The 16254-nt window shown below is 49.3% G+C and carries 13 protein-coding genes; 8 read left to right on the top strand and 5 right to left on the bottom strand.

The window, feature by feature from the left end:
* The first annotated feature begins 1 nt into the window (after position 1).
* Together exbD and ABRZ28_RS20305 are read left to right on the top strand one after the other, a co-directional pair.
* On the top strand, positions 2–445 hold the full coding sequence (gene exbD / locus ABRZ28_RS20310) for a TonB system transport protein ExbD (RefSeq protein ID WP_330521335.1): 444 nt from the start codon (positions 2–4) through the stop codon (positions 443–445).
* Positions 442–1263 carry an energy transducer TonB gene (locus ABRZ28_RS20305; RefSeq protein WP_330521334.1) on the top strand — a complete coding sequence of 274 codons (822 nt, stop codon included), beginning with the start codon at positions 442–444 and terminating at the stop codon, positions 1261–1263. The genes exbD and ABRZ28_RS20305 overlap by 4 nt, the downstream gene beginning before the upstream one ends.
* Positions 1264–1468: 205 nt before the next feature.
* Here ABRZ28_RS20305 and trxA read toward each other — a convergent pair whose 3' ends face one another.
* The 3 genes from trxA to ABRZ28_RS20290 all read right to left on the bottom strand — a co-directional run bounded on the left by trxA (position 1469) and on the right by ABRZ28_RS20290 (position 6610).
* Entirely contained in the window at positions 1469–2728 is a 1260-nt protein-coding gene (gene trxA, locus ABRZ28_RS20300; protein WP_330521333.1) for a thioredoxin, read from the bottom strand.
* Positions 2729–2792: 64 nt separating this feature from the next.
* Positions 2793–5510: a M16 family metallopeptidase gene (locus ABRZ28_RS20295; protein ID WP_330521332.1), complete on the bottom strand. Its 2718-nt coding sequence runs from the start codon at positions 5508–5510 to the stop codon at positions 2793–2795.
* Positions 5511–5716: 206 nt separating this feature from the next.
* The gene (locus ABRZ28_RS20290) at positions 5717–6610 is read right to left on the bottom strand and encodes a DMT family transporter (RefSeq protein WP_330521330.1); all 894 of its coding nucleotides are present in this window, start codon (positions 6608–6610) and stop codon (positions 5717–5719) included.
* A gap of 204 nt (positions 6611–6814) precedes the next feature.
* Between ABRZ28_RS20290 and ABRZ28_RS20285 the strand changes: the two genes are divergently transcribed.
* Together ABRZ28_RS20285 and ABRZ28_RS20280 are read left to right on the top strand one after the other, a co-directional pair.
* Complete coding sequence (locus ABRZ28_RS20285; RefSeq protein ID WP_330521329.1) at positions 6815–7735, top strand: LysR family transcriptional regulator; 921 nt, start codon at positions 6815–6817, stop codon at positions 7733–7735.
* A 231-nt stretch (positions 7736–7966) separates the two neighbouring features.
* Positions 7967–8953, top strand: coding sequence for an amidohydrolase family protein (locus ABRZ28_RS20280; RefSeq protein ID WP_330521328.1), 987 nt, complete (start codon positions 7967–7969; stop codon positions 8951–8953).
* Between the two features lie 272 nt (positions 8954–9225).
* Here the strand turns inward: ABRZ28_RS20280 and ABRZ28_RS20275 are convergent, their stop codons facing one another.
* Positions 9226–9624, bottom strand: a complete 399-nt coding sequence (locus ABRZ28_RS20275; RefSeq protein WP_319603311.1) for an H-NS family histone-like protein — start codon at positions 9622–9624, stop codon at positions 9226–9228.
* A 948-nt stretch (positions 9625–10572) separates the two neighbouring features.
* Between ABRZ28_RS20275 and ABRZ28_RS20270 the strand changes: the two genes are divergently transcribed.
* Genes ABRZ28_RS20270 through ABRZ28_RS20260 form a run of 3 tightly spaced genes read left to right on the top strand, consistent with a single transcriptional unit; the run spans position 10573 to position 13507 of the window.
* Positions 10573–11442: a hypothetical protein gene (locus ABRZ28_RS20270; protein ID WP_330521327.1), complete on the top strand. Its 870-nt coding sequence runs from the start codon at positions 10573–10575 to the stop codon at positions 11440–11442.
* A 5-nt stretch (positions 11443–11447) separates the two neighbouring features.
* Positions 11448–12596, top strand: coding sequence for a cysteine desulfurase family protein (locus ABRZ28_RS20265; protein ID WP_330521326.1), 1149 nt, complete (start codon positions 11448–11450; stop codon positions 12594–12596).
* Positions 12593–13507: a DMT family transporter gene (locus ABRZ28_RS20260; protein WP_330521325.1), complete on the top strand. Its 915-nt coding sequence runs from the start codon at positions 12593–12595 to the stop codon at positions 13505–13507. The genes ABRZ28_RS20265 and ABRZ28_RS20260 overlap by 4 nt, the downstream gene beginning before the upstream one ends.
* Positions 13508–13597: 90 nt before the next feature.
* On the opposite strand, the gene ABRZ28_RS20255 is transcribed toward ABRZ28_RS20260, so the two are convergent.
* The gene (locus ABRZ28_RS20255) at positions 13598–14560 is read right to left on the bottom strand and encodes a helix-turn-helix domain-containing protein (protein WP_330521324.1); all 963 of its coding nucleotides are present in this window, start codon (positions 14558–14560) and stop codon (positions 13598–13600) included.
* A gap of 394 nt (positions 14561–14954) precedes the next feature.
* On the opposite strand from ABRZ28_RS20255, the gene ABRZ28_RS20250 reads away from it, so the two are divergent.
* Entirely contained in the window at positions 14955–16160 is a 1206-nt protein-coding gene (locus ABRZ28_RS20250; RefSeq protein ID WP_330521323.1) for a TonB-dependent receptor, read from the top strand.
* The last annotated feature ends 94 nt before the right edge of the window (positions 16161–16254 follow it).

Here is a 16254-nt window from a genome sequence, read left to right as displayed (position 1 = left end):
TATGGCCTTTTCATCCCCTACTCAGTCAGGCGGGCATGACGATCTGAATGCTTTGCATGAGATCAACGTCACGCCTTTTATTGATGTCATGCTGGTTTTGCTGATCATTTTTATGGTTGCGGCGCCGCTTTCTACGGTTAGCGTGCCGATTGATTTGCCATCGACCACCAGTTCATCGCCGCCCAGCGAAAAAGAGCCATTGACCATTAGCCTTAAAACACATGGCGCTATTTATATTCGCGATGCTGAAGTTTCAAGTGAACAGTTCTCTGCTAAGTTGGCGTTGATTACGCATGGCGATAAGGAAACCCGCGTTTTCCTGCGTGCGGATAAAGAGGTCGACTATGCCGCGCTGATGGGGTTGATGGATCTTCTGCGCGATGCGGGCTACACGAAGGTCGCGCTGGTGGGGCTGGGCGCGTCGCGCGGAGATAATCAATCATGATTTCAGAAGTCTCATTGCGACCGAAAAGATGGCGTGATGGACTTCGCTGGTTCGTCTGCCCGTTGCTGGTGATTGGCGGGCATATAGGTATCGCAGCGACGTTTTTATCATCCCCGAAATTCGCACCTGCGCTTCCTCCGCAAATGCCGGCGGCGGCGCCGATTGTGGTGGAGCTCGCGTTACCGACATCCACCCGGATCGTGAGTATAGACCAAACGCCAACGGCTCCTGCGCTGGAACCAGTCAAAGAGATTATTGCGGAAAAACTGATAATTCCTGAGACGCCGGTAAAAGAGATTCCGGCGCCGGTTAACGTCGCCGTACGGGAAAAAAAGACGCCGCCAAAGAAAAAACCGGAGCCTAAAAAACGGCTGTCGAAACCGGAAAAACAGGAGCGCCCCCTCGACCGATTGCCGGTACAGTCTTCCGTTGCGCGACGGGACAATAATATGGAACAAAAGGCCGATCAGAACCGTGCGGCCCAAGTGGGGGCGGCCAGCACTTTGCAATCTCAACAGGCGAAGCGCAGTTGGGAATCGGATATTCTCGCTAAATTACAAAAGGAAAAACGCTACCCGGCTTATGCTCTTCGCTCAAAACAGCAGGATACGGTATTGATTCGTTTTGTGATTGATGGACGTGGAAATGTATTAAGCTCAACCATTGTGAAAAGCAATGGGTACGACCTGTTGGATCGTGAATCGCTGGCGTTAATCAAGCGCGCCTCGCCGCTGCCTCCGCCTCCTATGAATGTCATGAAAGGCGACCGTTTGGAACTGGTGGTTCCAATCGAGTTTTTTATTCGCCAAACCAGTTAATGAAACAGCATCTACCCGGAATAAGCTGGGAACGCCTTATCATTTAGGAGACCGTCGCAAGCGACGTTGAAAGGCGTTCCCAACAAGTGTTGTCCCTGGCGCGGACGCTTTACTCTTGTATTCCATTATCGCCGTTCGACAAGGGGGTTATGTGTCAACGGCCTGTCTTTTGTCCGTCAGATCAAACGAATACGCTTTATCGCGCTTAAACTGTATCGTCGGCCGCGGGAGCCTCGCGCAACAAGCGGGAACATTGCGCCCGTAACGGCGAAAATGCCTTTTTTAACAATGCCGTTTGCTGTTGGTAAAAATCATTCTCTTTGGCTATAAATGCTTCATGGGCCTGAGACCAGCGGGACAGCAATTGCTCATAAGCCTGCTGCGCGTCTTTCTCCGGTAGGTTAGGATCCATATGTTCATGAAGCCATAAGTCGCGTTGCTTCGGTCGCTGAAAATCATCTTCCGTCCAGCCGGCAAGGATCTGTTCGATTCGAGTTTGTGCTTCGCTAAGCGCGTAAAGCAGGGCGCCCCAGGTCTCCGCGTCATTAATACCTCCTGGCGGAGAAAGTTCGTAAATCACCGTCGCCACATAGCGCTCGAAGGTATACTCCTCGCTGCGTGGGATCAGGTAGTTCTGAGCATCTTCACGTAACGCTATCCACGCCCTGCGTAACGTTTCTTCGCCATTCAAGTAGGGGCGTACCAGCGTTAACCAGCGTTGGCGGAATTGATTGACTTCATCTGCCAGCCACGGGTCCCATTGAGTACGCGTATCCTGTAACCAGGTCGTGATCAATTGTATCGGCAGTAAACTCAGATCTTTCCCCGCTTTTAACGACGCAGCCAATTCGTCGGCGAATTCAGGCGTCGAATAATCCAGAAAATGTATCCATTCTCCCACGGCGGCGGGTATGCCGGTCAGTTTTTCAAAAACGCCTGGCTTATCTTGCTTTACCAGTGCGGCAGGCAGTGCCTGCTTTCCTTCTTCCAGGGGCACTTGCCAATAAGATGCGATATGCTGAGCGGCCGCTTCTCGTCGCAGACGTGCAGAAAAAAAAGCGGCCAGCTCGTCGTCACCATAAAAGGCGCTCGATTGCCCAGCCTGCCATGATATTTTTTCTTCGTCAGACTCAACCGCAACCCCGTTATCACGTAGCCAGTTATTCAAATCGGAAAGCGAATCAACACCAATTTTTCGGGATACTTCTTTGCCATGGCTGTACAGAAGCAGGGTTGGGATGCCCCTTACTCGCAGTTGCTGAGCCACTGCGGGATATTGATCTACGTCCAGTTTTGCAATAACCAAATTGCCGGCTGTGGCAGCGGCGATCTTTTCCAGCAGCGGCGCTAACATCAGGCACGGCTGGCACCAGGTCGCCCATAAATCCACAAGAACCGGCGCCTCGGACTCTTGCAACAAACTGTTCAGTGAGGAATCCGTCACCGTAACGATTACATCAGACATAGCCACTCCAAATATGAAAGAAAGGGTAATACAACGGAATACGTGAATGCCGTCTGGCAGGCTTTCATGCGGTGTTTGCGTCATACAAATGATCGCCGTCGCCCGCAATCACCTGTATGTCGTTCAACGCCAGTGCCTGAACCGACGCCCGAATAACCGACCAATCTCCGGCCACAATCCATGTCAACGTTTCTGGATGAAAAAGCGTTTTTGCCAGCGTATTGACATCATCCACGGTGGTTTTGCCAATACGCTCCTGATAACGCCGCCAGTAATCGTCCGGCAGTTGATAACGTACGAGGTAAGACAGCATATTGTTCAGGCCGTCCAGCCCTTCGATGGCGCTGTGCAGACTCAACGACGCCGCCGTTTTCACTTCCTGCAATTCGCTGGCGGTGATAGGGCGTTCAGCGATAAGCGCGCTATATTCGGCAATGATTTCCTGCATAGCCTCCGCGGTGCGATCGGTCTGAACCGCGGTTTGTACCGTATGAACCCGTGCGCCCAAATCGTTCAACAACTGACCGTGTACGCCATAAGTCCAGTTTTTGTCTTCACGCAGATTCAGGTTGATTCGTGAGGCGAAGCCGCTGACAAGTATCTCATTCAGCATGTTGAAACTGGCTTCATGCGGCCATTCCAGACCGGGGATCATGGTTGCCGCTGCGATAGCCGACTGTTCCGCTCCGGGAACATCAAAGACAAAGAGCGGGTTTTGCCGCGCTGTCATCACCTGGTGAGCGCCGACTCGCTCATTTTCCCGGCGCCAGGGGATCTTGCCGAGCGAGTTATTCAGGATCGGGACGATCTGATCCAGCGTGGTATCGCCCACAATGAGTAACCTTCCTCCCACTGGGCGGAGCGCGCGAGCCTGATACTGTTGAAGTTGTTCGAACGTGATACTTTCCAGACTAGATCGCGTCCCTTCAATGCCTGGGGGTTTACGGTAAGGATGTCCCTGAGGATACATCACCGCCGGCAGCAGACGGCTCACCATCTCACTCACGTCGTGTCTTAATCCGCTGAGGGTATCCCTCAGCAAGTCACGCTGGCGTTCAAAGTCACTTGGCGCTATCGCGGAGCGCTGAAAGCGGTCCAGGAAGAGATCAAGTGAATCGGCCAACTGTGATTGACGGCATGACAGCGATAATGTCGTTGTCTGTACGCGGCGCCAAACGTTAATCGATGCGCTTAAACGACGGGTCGCGGTCGCGAATTCAAAAGCGTCACGCTCGCCGGCGCCTGCCTGATTAAGCAAATCAAATAGTAACGCCGCTTCACCCGGAGTTTGTTCTTCAGCACGGGGTAAGACGACATCAATGTTGACGGTGGGGTGACTGTGGCGTTCTATCAGAACCAGCGATAACCCATTGTCTAATTGCCCGTATTGTATTGGGGGAAGTTGAAAAGGCATAGGCGGTAAAATCGCGGGCGGCGTTGAGCGATCGACGGGCTGTACCGCTGTCGTTTCTGAGGTAAATGGAACGATGTGCATCGTATGGCAAGCGCATCCCAACCAGCGCTGTGCAACTTGCCGGACGCTTTCCACATCGGCCTGTTTGAGGGTGTCGATAATCTGCCGATAGCGGTTCGCCTCACCTAACATCACATGAGCGCTGGAGAGTAATTCCGCGATAGGCGCAGAAGTTTTGCAGGCGTTGGCGAAGGCGGATAACGCCGTTATTTTAACCAGTTCCAGCGTATCGTCATCAATGCCGTGCGTCAGAAAATGTTGCAGCGTTTCATGTACAGATTGTTCAATGCGGGCCAGATCGACGCCCGGTACTGCCGTCACGCTAATCACAAACTGACTCACCAACGATGCATAATGAATGTTCGCCATTGCCTGGCTGGCAATTTTTTCCTGATATACCAATCGCTTGATGAGTAACGAGGAAATATCCGATGCAAGCATATCCGCCGCCATCGACAGTAAGGTGGTAGCCCTGTCGCCATAAGGCGGGATGTTCCAGGTTAGCATTAAGCTGCTATTCGGCACTCTGGTCTGATAGACATCGCGTCGGTTTTCAGGAATAGCGGGCACCCATACCGTTGGTCGGGATAACGGCGGGCCAGGGGGAATATGGTCGAACCAGGCCGTGACTTTTTCCCGAGCGGTTTCCACATCAATATCACCGGCTAAAGCCAATACGGCATTTGACGGTGTGTAATAGGTACGAAACCAGCGCTGGACATCTTCCAGCGTTGCCTCCCGCAAATCTTTCACTTCGCCAATGACTGTGTGGGCATAAGGATGTGAAGCGGGAAAGCACCCTTTTAATTTCAGTTCATGAAGTTTGCCGTAAGGACCGCTTTCCGTTTCCAGCTTTTCATTCAGCACCACGCGACGCTGCTGATCCAGCGAGGCTTGATTGATAGTCGAATAAAAATGCCCCATCCGATCAGACTCGATAAACAGCGCGTAATCCAACGAGCCGACAGGCACGGTTTCATGGTAAGTGGTACGGTCCTGCCCGGTGAAGGCGTTGAGGTTTGAGGCGCCGGCTTTCAGTAGGTTTTCCAGAAACGAGCCTGGCGCATTTTCGCTACCTTCAAACATCAGGTGTTCAAATAAATGCGCAAAGCCGGTTTTCCCGGCGGGTTCATCTTTCGAGCCCACTTGATAAATCAGATTTAGTGAAACCAGAGGGACGTCATGATTTTCATGGACAATAACGGTAAGGCCATTGTCCAGCACAAACGTTGTGGCCGGAATGTCGACATCGTCATAATATTCATCATCCTTTTTAGGTTCCGGTGGTGCTGCAAGCCGTGTCGTCACGCGTTTTCCTCAAATGGTTGGTTGAACGGCTAACCGTTCTCTATACGTTTATTTCCGTCAGCCATAGGGACTCTATCGCTCCGTATTTTCTGGCTGATAATTCATGAACGAGTAAGAGAAGACCAAACCTCAGTGCCGGGCCGACTTTTTTCAGTATCGTGACTGGGTCTATCCCTGGGGGCATTGTTTATCTGTGGAGGATTAAATTATTGCGCTTTCTTTAAAATGAAAGGATTCAGATTCAGCGTCCCGCAGAGTCCGGCGACGAGGATTATCACCCCTCCCGCGATTTGTAAGGCTGAGAAAACGTGATCAAAAGCGACGTAATCAATAATGACTGCGGCGACGGGGTAGATATAGGAGAGAATGGCGATGGCGGCTGTCTGTAATTTTCTATACGCAGCATAAATCAGGATGTACATGAAAGCGCTATGGACGATGCCGAGTATAATAAGGCAATTCCAGCGCCATAACGTGTCAGGCAATTGGCTGAAATCCGTTAATGGCAATAAGAGCGCGACGCCAATCAACATCTGAGATAGCGCGATAATATGCGGCGGTATGTTATTGATAAATTTACTGGCGAGAGTGGCTATTGCATATAATGCCGCGGCAACAAGAGCCAGCCCGCAGCCAAGAAGGTATGAATTGCCGACGGCGATAGTTTGATTGTCCGGGGCGCCAATCAGCACGACGCCCAGAAAAGCGATGAGCAGCCATACGAGCCTGGATTTACTCACGCCTTCTTTGAAAAGAAACGCGCCGGCGAAAAAAACAATGAATGGAGCCATATGGTATAGGGTCGTCGTGACGCCTATAGACGCATATTGATATGAACTGAATAGCGCGAGCCAGTTAAGGACGACCGATAATCCCACGATAATCATCAACCCTATATTCCTGATAGTAAGATAGGTCGTAGTAAATAACCTGGCATAAAGGCAATAAATAACCAGACACAGACTACCTACCAGACATCGGGCGAAGACCACGTTAATAGGGGACTGACCGGACTCGATGACGAAATACCCGATGGTGCCGGATAGAACCATGGCGATGGTCAACTGAATTGTACCGGATTGTTTTTCTGTCGTGTTCACGAGAATATTTCCTTAGCATGGCTTGCGTATCCCAGGCTAACCTTGCCTGGAAAATCGTCGCTTTCGTATTGTCTTTAATCATCGCCTCTTCTCCCTCTTGGATATTTATCTGTGATAAGAAGGAGCCGGATTGAGCTGTCAGGTGTAGTGTTGAAGATATTTCGGCATCTGTGAATAGACATATTCGAACAGGAGTTTTGCACCGTGCGCATAAATAACATCGAGGGACTCCTGCCGAATCTGGTGACCTTTACCCAGGTAGTGGCGGGCGGCAGTTTTTCTGCGGCGGGAAGAGCAATGTCGTTGAGCCCTTCGTCCGTCGCCAGACAGATCGATCGTCTGGAGAAAGATCTGAATGTTGTGCTGTTGCAAAGGTCGACAAGATATTTGCAGGTGACGGAAGCCGGGCGGGAAATTTACCAGATGGCCTGTGCGATTATTGAGCAGGCGAATGAATTGCTGGCAAGAGCGCAAACTTACAGTGAAGTCCCGCAGGGATTACTTCGCATTACGGCGCCCGTTACGCTCGGCAAAATGGTTCTTTCACCGCTGCTGCCGCACTTTCTGGCGCAGTATCCGGATATACGGGTGGATATGGATCTGTCGGACAATCTTGCTGACCTGCTCCGGGAGCGTTATGACCTTGCGATTAGAATTACCCATCGCCCGCCCGAAGATTGGGTCGCCAGGGTGCTGATTCCGGTGAATTATGTTCTGGTCTGCGCCCAAAAATATGACCGGGAACGACCGGACACGCTGGATGAGCTTAAACAGCATGCTGTCTTTATGCCTAAAGACCGAGGGTTTGGATCAATCTGTCGCTTCGCCAGGGGCGATCAGGAATACCCGCTTTTAATACAGCCCCGGTTGCTCACCAATAACGGCGATGCGATGCTGGACGCTTTGCTGCAAGGCCGCGGTATCGGTATCTTGCCCAACTTTGTGGCGCAGAAACTGATTGAGTCCGGCGAACTGGTCGTCGTTCTGCCTGAATATGAAATGATACCGCCACAACAAGATGTCGCTTATATCATATCGCCGGCCAATTATCTTACCCCGCCTAAAGCCAGAGTATTTATTGATTTCTTAATCAAGAATGTGAGGCTGATGGTTCCTCATGCCTGACGGGTGAGAATAACGTGGTTAAGTCAATAAACGCGCGATTGCGATAAGTTCTGATGAGGATAACCTCTTCTGGAGTCGGCATATTATTCGACGCCAAAGATAAATAACTAATAAGAGAATAAATTATAGTCATTTGACCGTTGTCGACCGAGCTGCTGTAGTAGATGTCTTCCTATTGCCGGGCTCATTGGCTTTGGTCGGCGACGAGCGAAAATCATAAGGCAATCGTTTATGTCCACACCGGGTATTATTGATTTTCACTGCCACCATGTCGGTGCGCAATGGTCCGCCCTGCGCCCGAATTTTGCTGCGTCCCAGCAGGCGCGCTGGGAAGAGAATTATCGCTATCTGCATAGTATCGACGCCTTGTTGGAACAGGTGGATAAGGGCGATCTGGAGGCGAGGGTGATTAATACGCCTCTGGCGTTCGTGGGCGGCGAGGAACGGCGTGTTCCGACGAAAATCATTCAGGACATTAACGATTATCTCGCCGAACTGACCCTACGCCACCACGGTAAACTTTACGCCTTGGCCAGCGTCGACGCCTTTAATGGCGAAGCGGGCGCGCGCGAAGCTGAACGGGCGATCCGGGAACTGGGGTTATCGGGATTATTCATTGAGAGCGCCAGCGGGGATCTTTTACTGGATGCGGCGGAGGCTCGGCCTACTTTACAATTGGCCTCCGAGCTGAAAATACCTGTTTTTATCCATCCGGTGAATCCGCCGGTATTGACCGAACGCCTGGCCGATTATGACCATCAAGGCATTCTATTGGCGCGGGGAACCATCAATGCGGCCGCGCTCATCTCGTTATTGCATAACGACTTGCTGGCGACGTTGCCGGGCTTACAGATCGTTATCGCCACTATCGGCATTGCCGGTCTGACCCTAAGCGCCGCTTTTGATCATACCGCGCGCTTTCTGGCGGGAACCCCGGCAGAATTACGCCAGCATATCTATATCGACACCATGGGGTTTAGCCCGCAAACCATTGCCCATGCCATCGATTTGCTAGGCAGCGATCATGTTATTACCGGCAGCGACTGGCCAATCATCAACCGGGGAGCGATCCGCGAGCCGTTGAACCGGGTATTCGATAGTCTGGGTCTGGATGACGATGCGCGCCGCAACATCGCCAGCGGAAACCTAAAACGTTTATTGAAATTGCCCGTGGCCCGGGATACTGGCGTTGCCCAGACCCAGCGACGCCGACAGTGATAAGCCTCAAATGTATCAGCCCAAGTCTGAGATTTTTACATCCAAACGGCGAACGGTTTAAAATCTATTTTTAATGTCGAGCCAGTCCAGATGAGCGCGATAGTCGGTTTCATGCTCAGTCCTATAATATTACAGGCAGGAATGAAGATGAGTTTTTGTCAAAAGCAAAGCCGCGAGATTGTATTTTTATGAAAATGTTGCTGTATTTTAATGACTACTCGTACAAATAAGAGACATTTCATACAGCAACATGAAAAACAGGCGTTAATTAGTTAAATCTGGAAATCGTCCAATTTCTTACCGTTATCCAGCGCCGTTTTGATGGCTTTAGGCGTCCGGCCCTGACCGGTCCAGGTTTGCTCATCGCCATTTTCATCAATATATTTGTATTTGGCTGGACGAGGCGCACGTTTAGCCTTGGCTGCTTTTGGCGGTATCCCGGCAAGGAGTTCGGTAGGATCAATGCCATCTTCCAGCAGTTTGGCGCGTAAGGCTTCGATTTTGGCTTGACGTTCAGCCTGTTCTTTTTGGATTGCAGATTCTTCTTCACGGCGATCTTCAACAATGGCGGTCAACTTTTCCAGCATCTCTTCCAGTGTTTCCAGATCGATTTCACGCGCCTGCGCACGCAGTATACGAATGTTATTTAATATTTTGAGGGCTTCACTCATTTGTTTCCGTCCTGATGGTTAAGAAGATATAGATAGCATACAATATATTTTATAGTAAAACGAGAAAGTGACATTACTATATGCATGAAAATATACGATGACAAGTAAATACTATTACATCAGAAAACCATTTTCAAATGCTAGTCAACCTATTTACCGACAGTGATATTTATATTGGCGTGATAAGGTTTTTTTAGTTTTATAAATCTTAATAAAGGGCAACGGTATGATCCTTTACTTTTTATAAGGACGCTATATATCAAACATCCATTGGCGGAAGAATGTAAATGTTTTTTACAATTAATTATCCACGATTAGTTGATTATCATTTAATCACGCGAGTGATAATTGTATCCAGTGCCTTATCAGAGTAATGGCGCCGTATCATGGGAGGCAGTGCATACTGCGCAGGTTTGACGACGCATGTGTATTGCTTGAGCTGAATTCATTTAAAACCTGATGTTCTGACGTGGCAATCAAGATTTGATGCGGGTTTCTCCTGCGCGGCTGTCGTTCTAAAACTCGCTTGCGTTTATGGCAATGTTGTCGCCGATTAGCGGGATTATTTATTAACTAGGCTTATCATTCAATTATTAATAATTATTTTATTAGGTAATTATTCTGTTTTTTTATGCGTTTATATATCTGAGTGATTTTAAATGAAATTTTCCATTGGATAAATTAATCGAGCCGGAAATCTGTTTTTTTATGAATGAAAATGGGATTTTCGGGTTGCAGAGGAACTATATCCATGTTTTACTCTGGCCTGATTTTCAGGGATGGGAGTAATCAACTTTATGGCGTATTGAAGTTAATTTTCTATATTCAATTTATATTAATGCACTGTTGTTTCACTTGTGAGAAGTGAATATTTTTTCTTTATGTTTTCTATTATTTCGTTGCTACCAATATAGTCAGTTGTCACTCTTTTCAGGTTAAGGTGGTATTATGTCTCTATCACATGGAATTAACTCTCCTCAGTTTTATTTCGATTCATTGATGTCCTCTGTTGATTCTTGCTATCAATGCAGTGACGATAAACAGGTGATCTATCTGGAAGCAGGTCATTTTAACAGTCGATTCGGCGTAGACGACTTCGCGTTAAATTCGCTTAAAGATGCGGTTGATTTTGGTTCTCGGCTGATCAAAGCCTACCAGAAAAACGTCAAGCTGGTTTATGGCATTCTGGTTGATGATTTGGGGATGGCCTGTTCTGAAGAAAGCTGTACATTAACCCCGCCTCCCGAGCCTGACAGACTGGACTCAGTGGGATTACCCGATGAACTGGAAGCGTTCATTGCCGCCAGTCCGCATATCAAACGCGATAAATTAATGATTTTCTCTGAACGCACCTGCAAAAACCGTGCGATTAGAAATATTAAGAAAAAAATTAAGCAGGGCGCCGAAGGATTGGTGATTACTGAGGATGGAGAATACAGCGAAATTAAAATAGCGCCGGCCGGGGAGACGCCTTTCCTGCTCGCTCGGCGTCAAGGTAGTGTATATACGGCGAAATGTCCGGCTATTATCGCACAGCATTACGACGATGTATTGATGAAATTAAAACAGCAGTTCTTTGGCGTGAACAAGTTTATGATCATTGACTGGTGCGAAATGTCAGACCGCATCAAAGTGATTCAGGGTAAATCCGCGTTTTCCATTCTTCAGGATGAGGATTGCCTTAATGCCGCGATTGTGAATATTTTCTTTGGCGATGAAGAAGGGAGAATTGCCGAGGTCAAACACAGTATAGCGCTGAATCATACCCGCGCAGAAATTTGCCGGGATAGCGATATAACCGCAGGGACACGGGGTTAACGAACATGATTTATCTGGACAATAATGCAACCACGGTTATGGCGCCGGAAGTCCGTGAGGCCGTTATCTATTGCGTTGATGAATATTACGCCAATACTGCTTCCATCAGCCATTATGAAGGCATAAGAGCCAACTGCTATCTGGAGGAGTGTCGCGCTATCGTCGCACAGTTGATCGATGCCGAACCGAGACATCTCTCTTTCAATTCCGGCGCTTCCGAAGCTAACAATACCGTGATCAGAGCGGTCGCCGATTATTACCTGCCTCATGGCAGGGTGCATATCATCACCAGCGCCATTGAGCATAAGTGCCTGCTGAATATTTGCCAGCATCTCGATCGCTACGGCGTCGAGGTCACTTATCTGCCGGTCGATAGCCAGGGAAGGGTGTGCCTGACCTCGCTACAGGCCGCGATACGTCCCGATACCCGCCTGATCTCCATTATGGCGGCCAATAATGAAACCGGCGTTTTGCAGCCGCTGGACGAGATTGGCGCCATCGCTCGCCGGCACAATATCCTGTTTCACACCGATGCGGCGCAGTGGGTGGGGAAACTGCCGTTTTCGGTGGCGCAGTTCAGGCCGGATTTTGTCAGCCTGTCGGCGCATAAATTTTATGGTCCCAAGGGCATCGGCGCACTCTATTGTTCACGACCGGAGGTTCTGCTTAACTCGCCGCTGATCCACGGCGGCGGCCAGGAGTCGGGGCTGCGCAGCGGTACGGTCAACCTTCCCGGGGCGGCAGGCATGGCCAAGGCCGCGGAACTGTTTATTGCATCGCATCAGCAGCGCGTAAGTCGCCAGCAAAAGATGAAGCAGCATTTTATCGATCGTCTGCTGTCGCATATTCCTGATGCCGTGATTAACGGTTGCCGCCGGCAAAGTCTGCCGAATACGGTGAACTTTTCTGTGCCGGGAGTTAAGGCCGGCACTTTATTGAAGAAGTTAAAAATGAAGGTGGCATTGAGCAGCGCTTCGGCCTGCCACTCCGCCGAGCAAAAACCGAGCCATGTGCTGAGTGCGATGGGGCTGGATGACGCCGTTATCCAGAGTGCTATTCGATTAAGTTTCGGCTATGCCACTGAGATTGAGGAACTGGACTCCGCTCTGGATCTATTGGTTTTCGCAGCACAGAGGCTGAGAGGAATAGCATGAGCGGAATTACGCCCAAACGCTGGGTCGCCGAGCTGTTGCTGGCGTGCGTGGCGGCAGGGTGGGGCATCGGTTTTCCAGTGATGAAGCAGGCGGTTAACGCACATCCGGTGTTGATGGTGTTGGGATTGCGCTTTATGTTATCCGCGCTGTTGTTGTTGCCGTTCAGCGCCGGGGGGCTGCGAGCGATGTCGTTGAAAACGCTGTCGGCGGGTCTCCTGTTGGGCCTGCTGCTTGGGGCGGGGTTCGTCTTTCTTATCTTCGGCCTGCAAATGACTACAGCGTCAAACACCGGATTCCTTGCCGGGCTCAGCGTTATCTGGGTGCTGCTGCTCTCCGGGCCGCTGTCGGGCAAGTTGCCGTCATTTGAAGCGGCGCTGGCGACGCTGTTTGGCGTCGCCGGCCTGTATCTGATGTCGGATATTCGCGGCTGGCAGCTACAGTGGGGCGATACGCTGGTGGTCATTGGCTCGTTGTTCACCGCCCTACATATTATGGCGCTCGACAGACTTAGCGCCCGTCACGACAATATGACGCTGACGTTTTTACAGATCGTCTCAATGGCGGCGGCGATCATGCTGATTCAGCATTTCAGAGGAGAAGCGGTGTTACCGACGGTATGGGACAGCGGGCTGGTGCTGGCTCTGCTGGTGACGGCGATCTTCTCCACGGTGATCGCCTTCTGGGTTCAGACCCGCTATCAGCGTTACACCACGCCGACCCGCGCCATCCTGATTTACAATCTTGAACCGGTATTCTCTGCGCTGTTCGCCGTCTGGCTACTGCACGAAACCCTGTCGGGCAATGTGCTGCTGGGCGGCGGCCTGATCCTGCTGGGGATGTGCCTGCCGGGTATTATCGCCACGTTCGTCCGGCATTATCGCAAGGCGAATGACGCGGTGAATCCGTCGTGACGCTTATCCTTCATGCGCCTGTGTTGCAGGCGCGTATTGAACACGCGCGGACTGGTTCAATCGTTTCCCTCGCCAATGTTTTTCGTGCGGTTATTGTTTATGAAAAACAAGTTTGGGCGGATAACCGAAAAACTTATTAAATGCCACGCTAAAATTATTAGGGTGGCTATACCCTACGCTCCAGGCGGTTTGAGCGACTTGATACCCTGACTCCAACAATAGATAGGCTTTGCGCATGCGCATTTCTAATAGCATTTTATAGGGCGTGGAATTAAACAGATAACGAAAACCTTCCCTGAGCTTACACTTGCTCATACCGAGAGTCGCACACAGGTACTCCTCGGTTATGGACTCTCCCATTCGCTGTTGCATAATATTCTGCGCCTGTTCTAACTTTTGAATTTCATCGGGAGAGAATTTTTTTCTACTTTCTTTAGTTTGTGGCAGTAAACGTTCGAGTTGTTCAGACAATAAACAGAGACTGTGAGTATGTAATATTAACTTATTTTCGCTGACTGAATCATGATTAATGTGGCGCGTGAGTATCGAAGCATGAGAGAGACTGGTGAGTGGTGTTTTATGATAAGATAATTGGCTTAATTTTCCATTTCCTAATAATAAGTCGGCGCGTTCTTTGCCAATATATTGGCGCAATAAATTCCCCCCAATAACCAGACGTAATTGTGATGTTGTTTCACCGGATTTATAGCGACGCTGGCCGGTACAGTGGTGAAATGCATTAATCGTAGTGTATCCCGCAGTGAAATTAACCGTCGGAACGGATTGTGTTGCCTGGTAACAAGACTTTCCATGTAGCCCGAAGGTAATGACTAAAACATGATTTTTATGTGGATTATCTGATGCTTTGATGACCAGATCGCATATTGGGCTGTAGTGTAAATGGACTAATGTTAAATCAGGGGCAAGTTCAAAGTGGTCTGAATAGCATTTTCCATAATTTTCAACTGGTTGAAAACGAGTGGCGCCGGACTTTTCATCGTTGCGCAGGAGGAAATGTTCATGGCTAAGCTGATATTCCTTTTTTAATAGCATACTGATTACCTTCCATTTTCCTGGCGCAGACGCAATGCCGGATTTTTCATACGAATATCGAGTCAAATGATAATGGATGTCATTTAGGTTTTATAACATAACTGTTTTTGACGCGCAAGAAACGTACAAAGCTGGTGATGAGCCGCGGCGCGGTGAATATGATAATCATCACCTGCTGTCAATGGGTCGTCGCTGGCAGATGCTTTATTTTATCGAAATAAAAAATAATCCATACGGAATAGATCTTATCTCATAGTAATCAAAACTGTATTGATAATTTTTATCAAATAAAATCAGGGGGCTCTGCTTTCGTACATCAGTCGTTAGCTCATGAAATAACTTATTTACTTGACGTTGTTAACTCTATGAATTTTTAGTGCCAGAGAATAATGCTATGAATAAACTTAAAATAAAAAAACATCTCTTTTATCAAGCGATCTGTATTGGTTTTTCCGGGGCGGCGTGTTCACTCAGTTATGGTGAGGAGTCCGTTATTATGGTTACTGCCGATAAAACGGAACAGCAGGCAGAGGAGGTACCCATCAGCCTTTCTACTTTTTTTGACGATGTTCTGCATCGTCAGGGGATAGAAGATTTAGAAACGCTGGCGCGTAAAACGCCCAGCTTTAGCTTTCAGAGCACGGGTCAGTCCGGTTTTAATCCTCCGGTGGTTCGCGGTCTGACCTCCTATGCAACCACATTTTCTTCTTCAATGTTAATGATGGTGGATGGGGTACCCACCATCGCCAATCAGGGGTTTGAAAATAGTTTAGTGGGCGTTGAGCGGGTTGAGGTTCTACGCGGTCCGCAATCTGCGTTGTACGGTAAAAATGCGGAAGGCGGGGTATTGAATATTTATACGCGTCAGCCTGATGATACCCCCTATGCCCGAGTCGACGGCGAGTTGGGCAGCCGTGATAAGCATGTTTTACGGTTGGATATTGCGCATCCCCTTATTGAGGATACGCTTTATGTCGGTATCGCCGGTCAGCTTCGCGAACAGGATGGATTTATCCACAATCGTTACAGCGGTGACTGGGCCGATGATCGTAAAAGCTACGATGGGCGGGCCGTTATTCGCTGGACGCCTGATGAAAACAGCGACATCTCATTACGTTATAGCCATCTGAACTATCGTGATGGCGGATCATTATGGGGGAGCGTGACCGCACCGCGCTATGAGGTTCGTTCTGGAACTTCGAGTTGGAATCATTCAGAGGGAGAGACCTTCTCTTTGGATGTCGCACACCAGTTTGATTCCGGCGTATCGCTCCGTTCAATCACGGCCAAAACCGACTATTATGACAAACTCAGGCAAGACACCGACTTTATGCCCGCCGAGCGTTTTTTTATGCAACGGGATTTTCATCTTAGCAATTTATCCCAGGAGCTGAGGTTATCAGGCGAGCATAAGGGGGCAAAGTGGCTGGTTGGCGCCTATGCCGATAAAACTGACAACGATTTATCTTTTACTAATAAAACGCCGCTGAGGTTCCAGACGATCGACCCAACGCTGGAGGGGCGTTCAGTCTCATTGTTTGGTCAATGGTTACAGCCGATAACCTCTGGTAATCCCCCCGAAAAAGCGGAGTGTTCATAAGTAGAATTTTCTCGTAATCTGAACGCAGGAGATTCGCTATGAAAAAATCACGCTTTACCGACAGTCAGATCATCGCCATCCTCAAACAGGCCGA

Origin of the sequence: Brenneria sp. g21c3 (assembly GCF_040240345.1) — a bacterium.
Lineage (GTDB): Bacteria > Pseudomonadota > Gammaproteobacteria > Enterobacterales > Enterobacteriaceae > Brenneria.
This window is presented reverse-complemented; position numbering and strand designations above follow the sequence as displayed.

Excerpts from the sequence above, each read along its gene's own strand:
- exbD (WP_330521335.1), top strand. The coding sequence starts at position 2 with ATGGCCTTTTCATCCCCTACTCAGTCAGGCGGGCATGACGATCTGAAT.
- ABRZ28_RS20305 (WP_330521334.1), top strand. The coding sequence starts at position 442 with ATGATTTCAGAAGTCTCATTGCGACCGAAAAGATGGCGTGATGGACTT.
- ABRZ28_RS20275 (WP_319603311.1), bottom strand. The coding sequence starts at position 9,624 with ATGAGTGAAGCCCTCAAAATATTAAATAACATTCGTATACTGCGTGCG.
- ABRZ28_RS20270 (WP_330521327.1), top strand. The coding sequence starts at position 10,573 with ATGTCTCTATCACATGGAATTAACTCTCCTCAGTTTTATTTCGATTCA.
- ABRZ28_RS20265 (WP_330521326.1), top strand. The coding sequence starts at position 11,448 with ATGATTTATCTGGACAATAATGCAACCACGGTTATGGCGCCGGAAGTC.
- ABRZ28_RS20250 (WP_330521323.1), top strand. The coding sequence starts at position 14,955 with ATGAATAAACTTAAAATAAAAAAACATCTCTTTTATCAAGCGATCTGT.
- ABRZ28_RS20255 (WP_330521324.1), bottom strand. The coding sequence starts at position 14,560 with ATGCTATTAAAAAAGGAATATCAGCTTAGCCATGAACATTTCCTCCTG.
- trxA (WP_330521333.1), bottom strand. The coding sequence starts at position 2,728 with ATGTCTGATGTAATCGTTACGGTGACGGATTCCTCACTGAACAGTTTG.
- ABRZ28_RS20260 (WP_330521325.1), top strand. The coding sequence starts at position 12,593 with ATGAGCGGAATTACGCCCAAACGCTGGGTCGCCGAGCTGTTGCTGGCG.
- ABRZ28_RS20280 (WP_330521328.1), top strand. The coding sequence starts at position 7,967 with ATGTCCACACCGGGTATTATTGATTTTCACTGCCACCATGTCGGTGCG.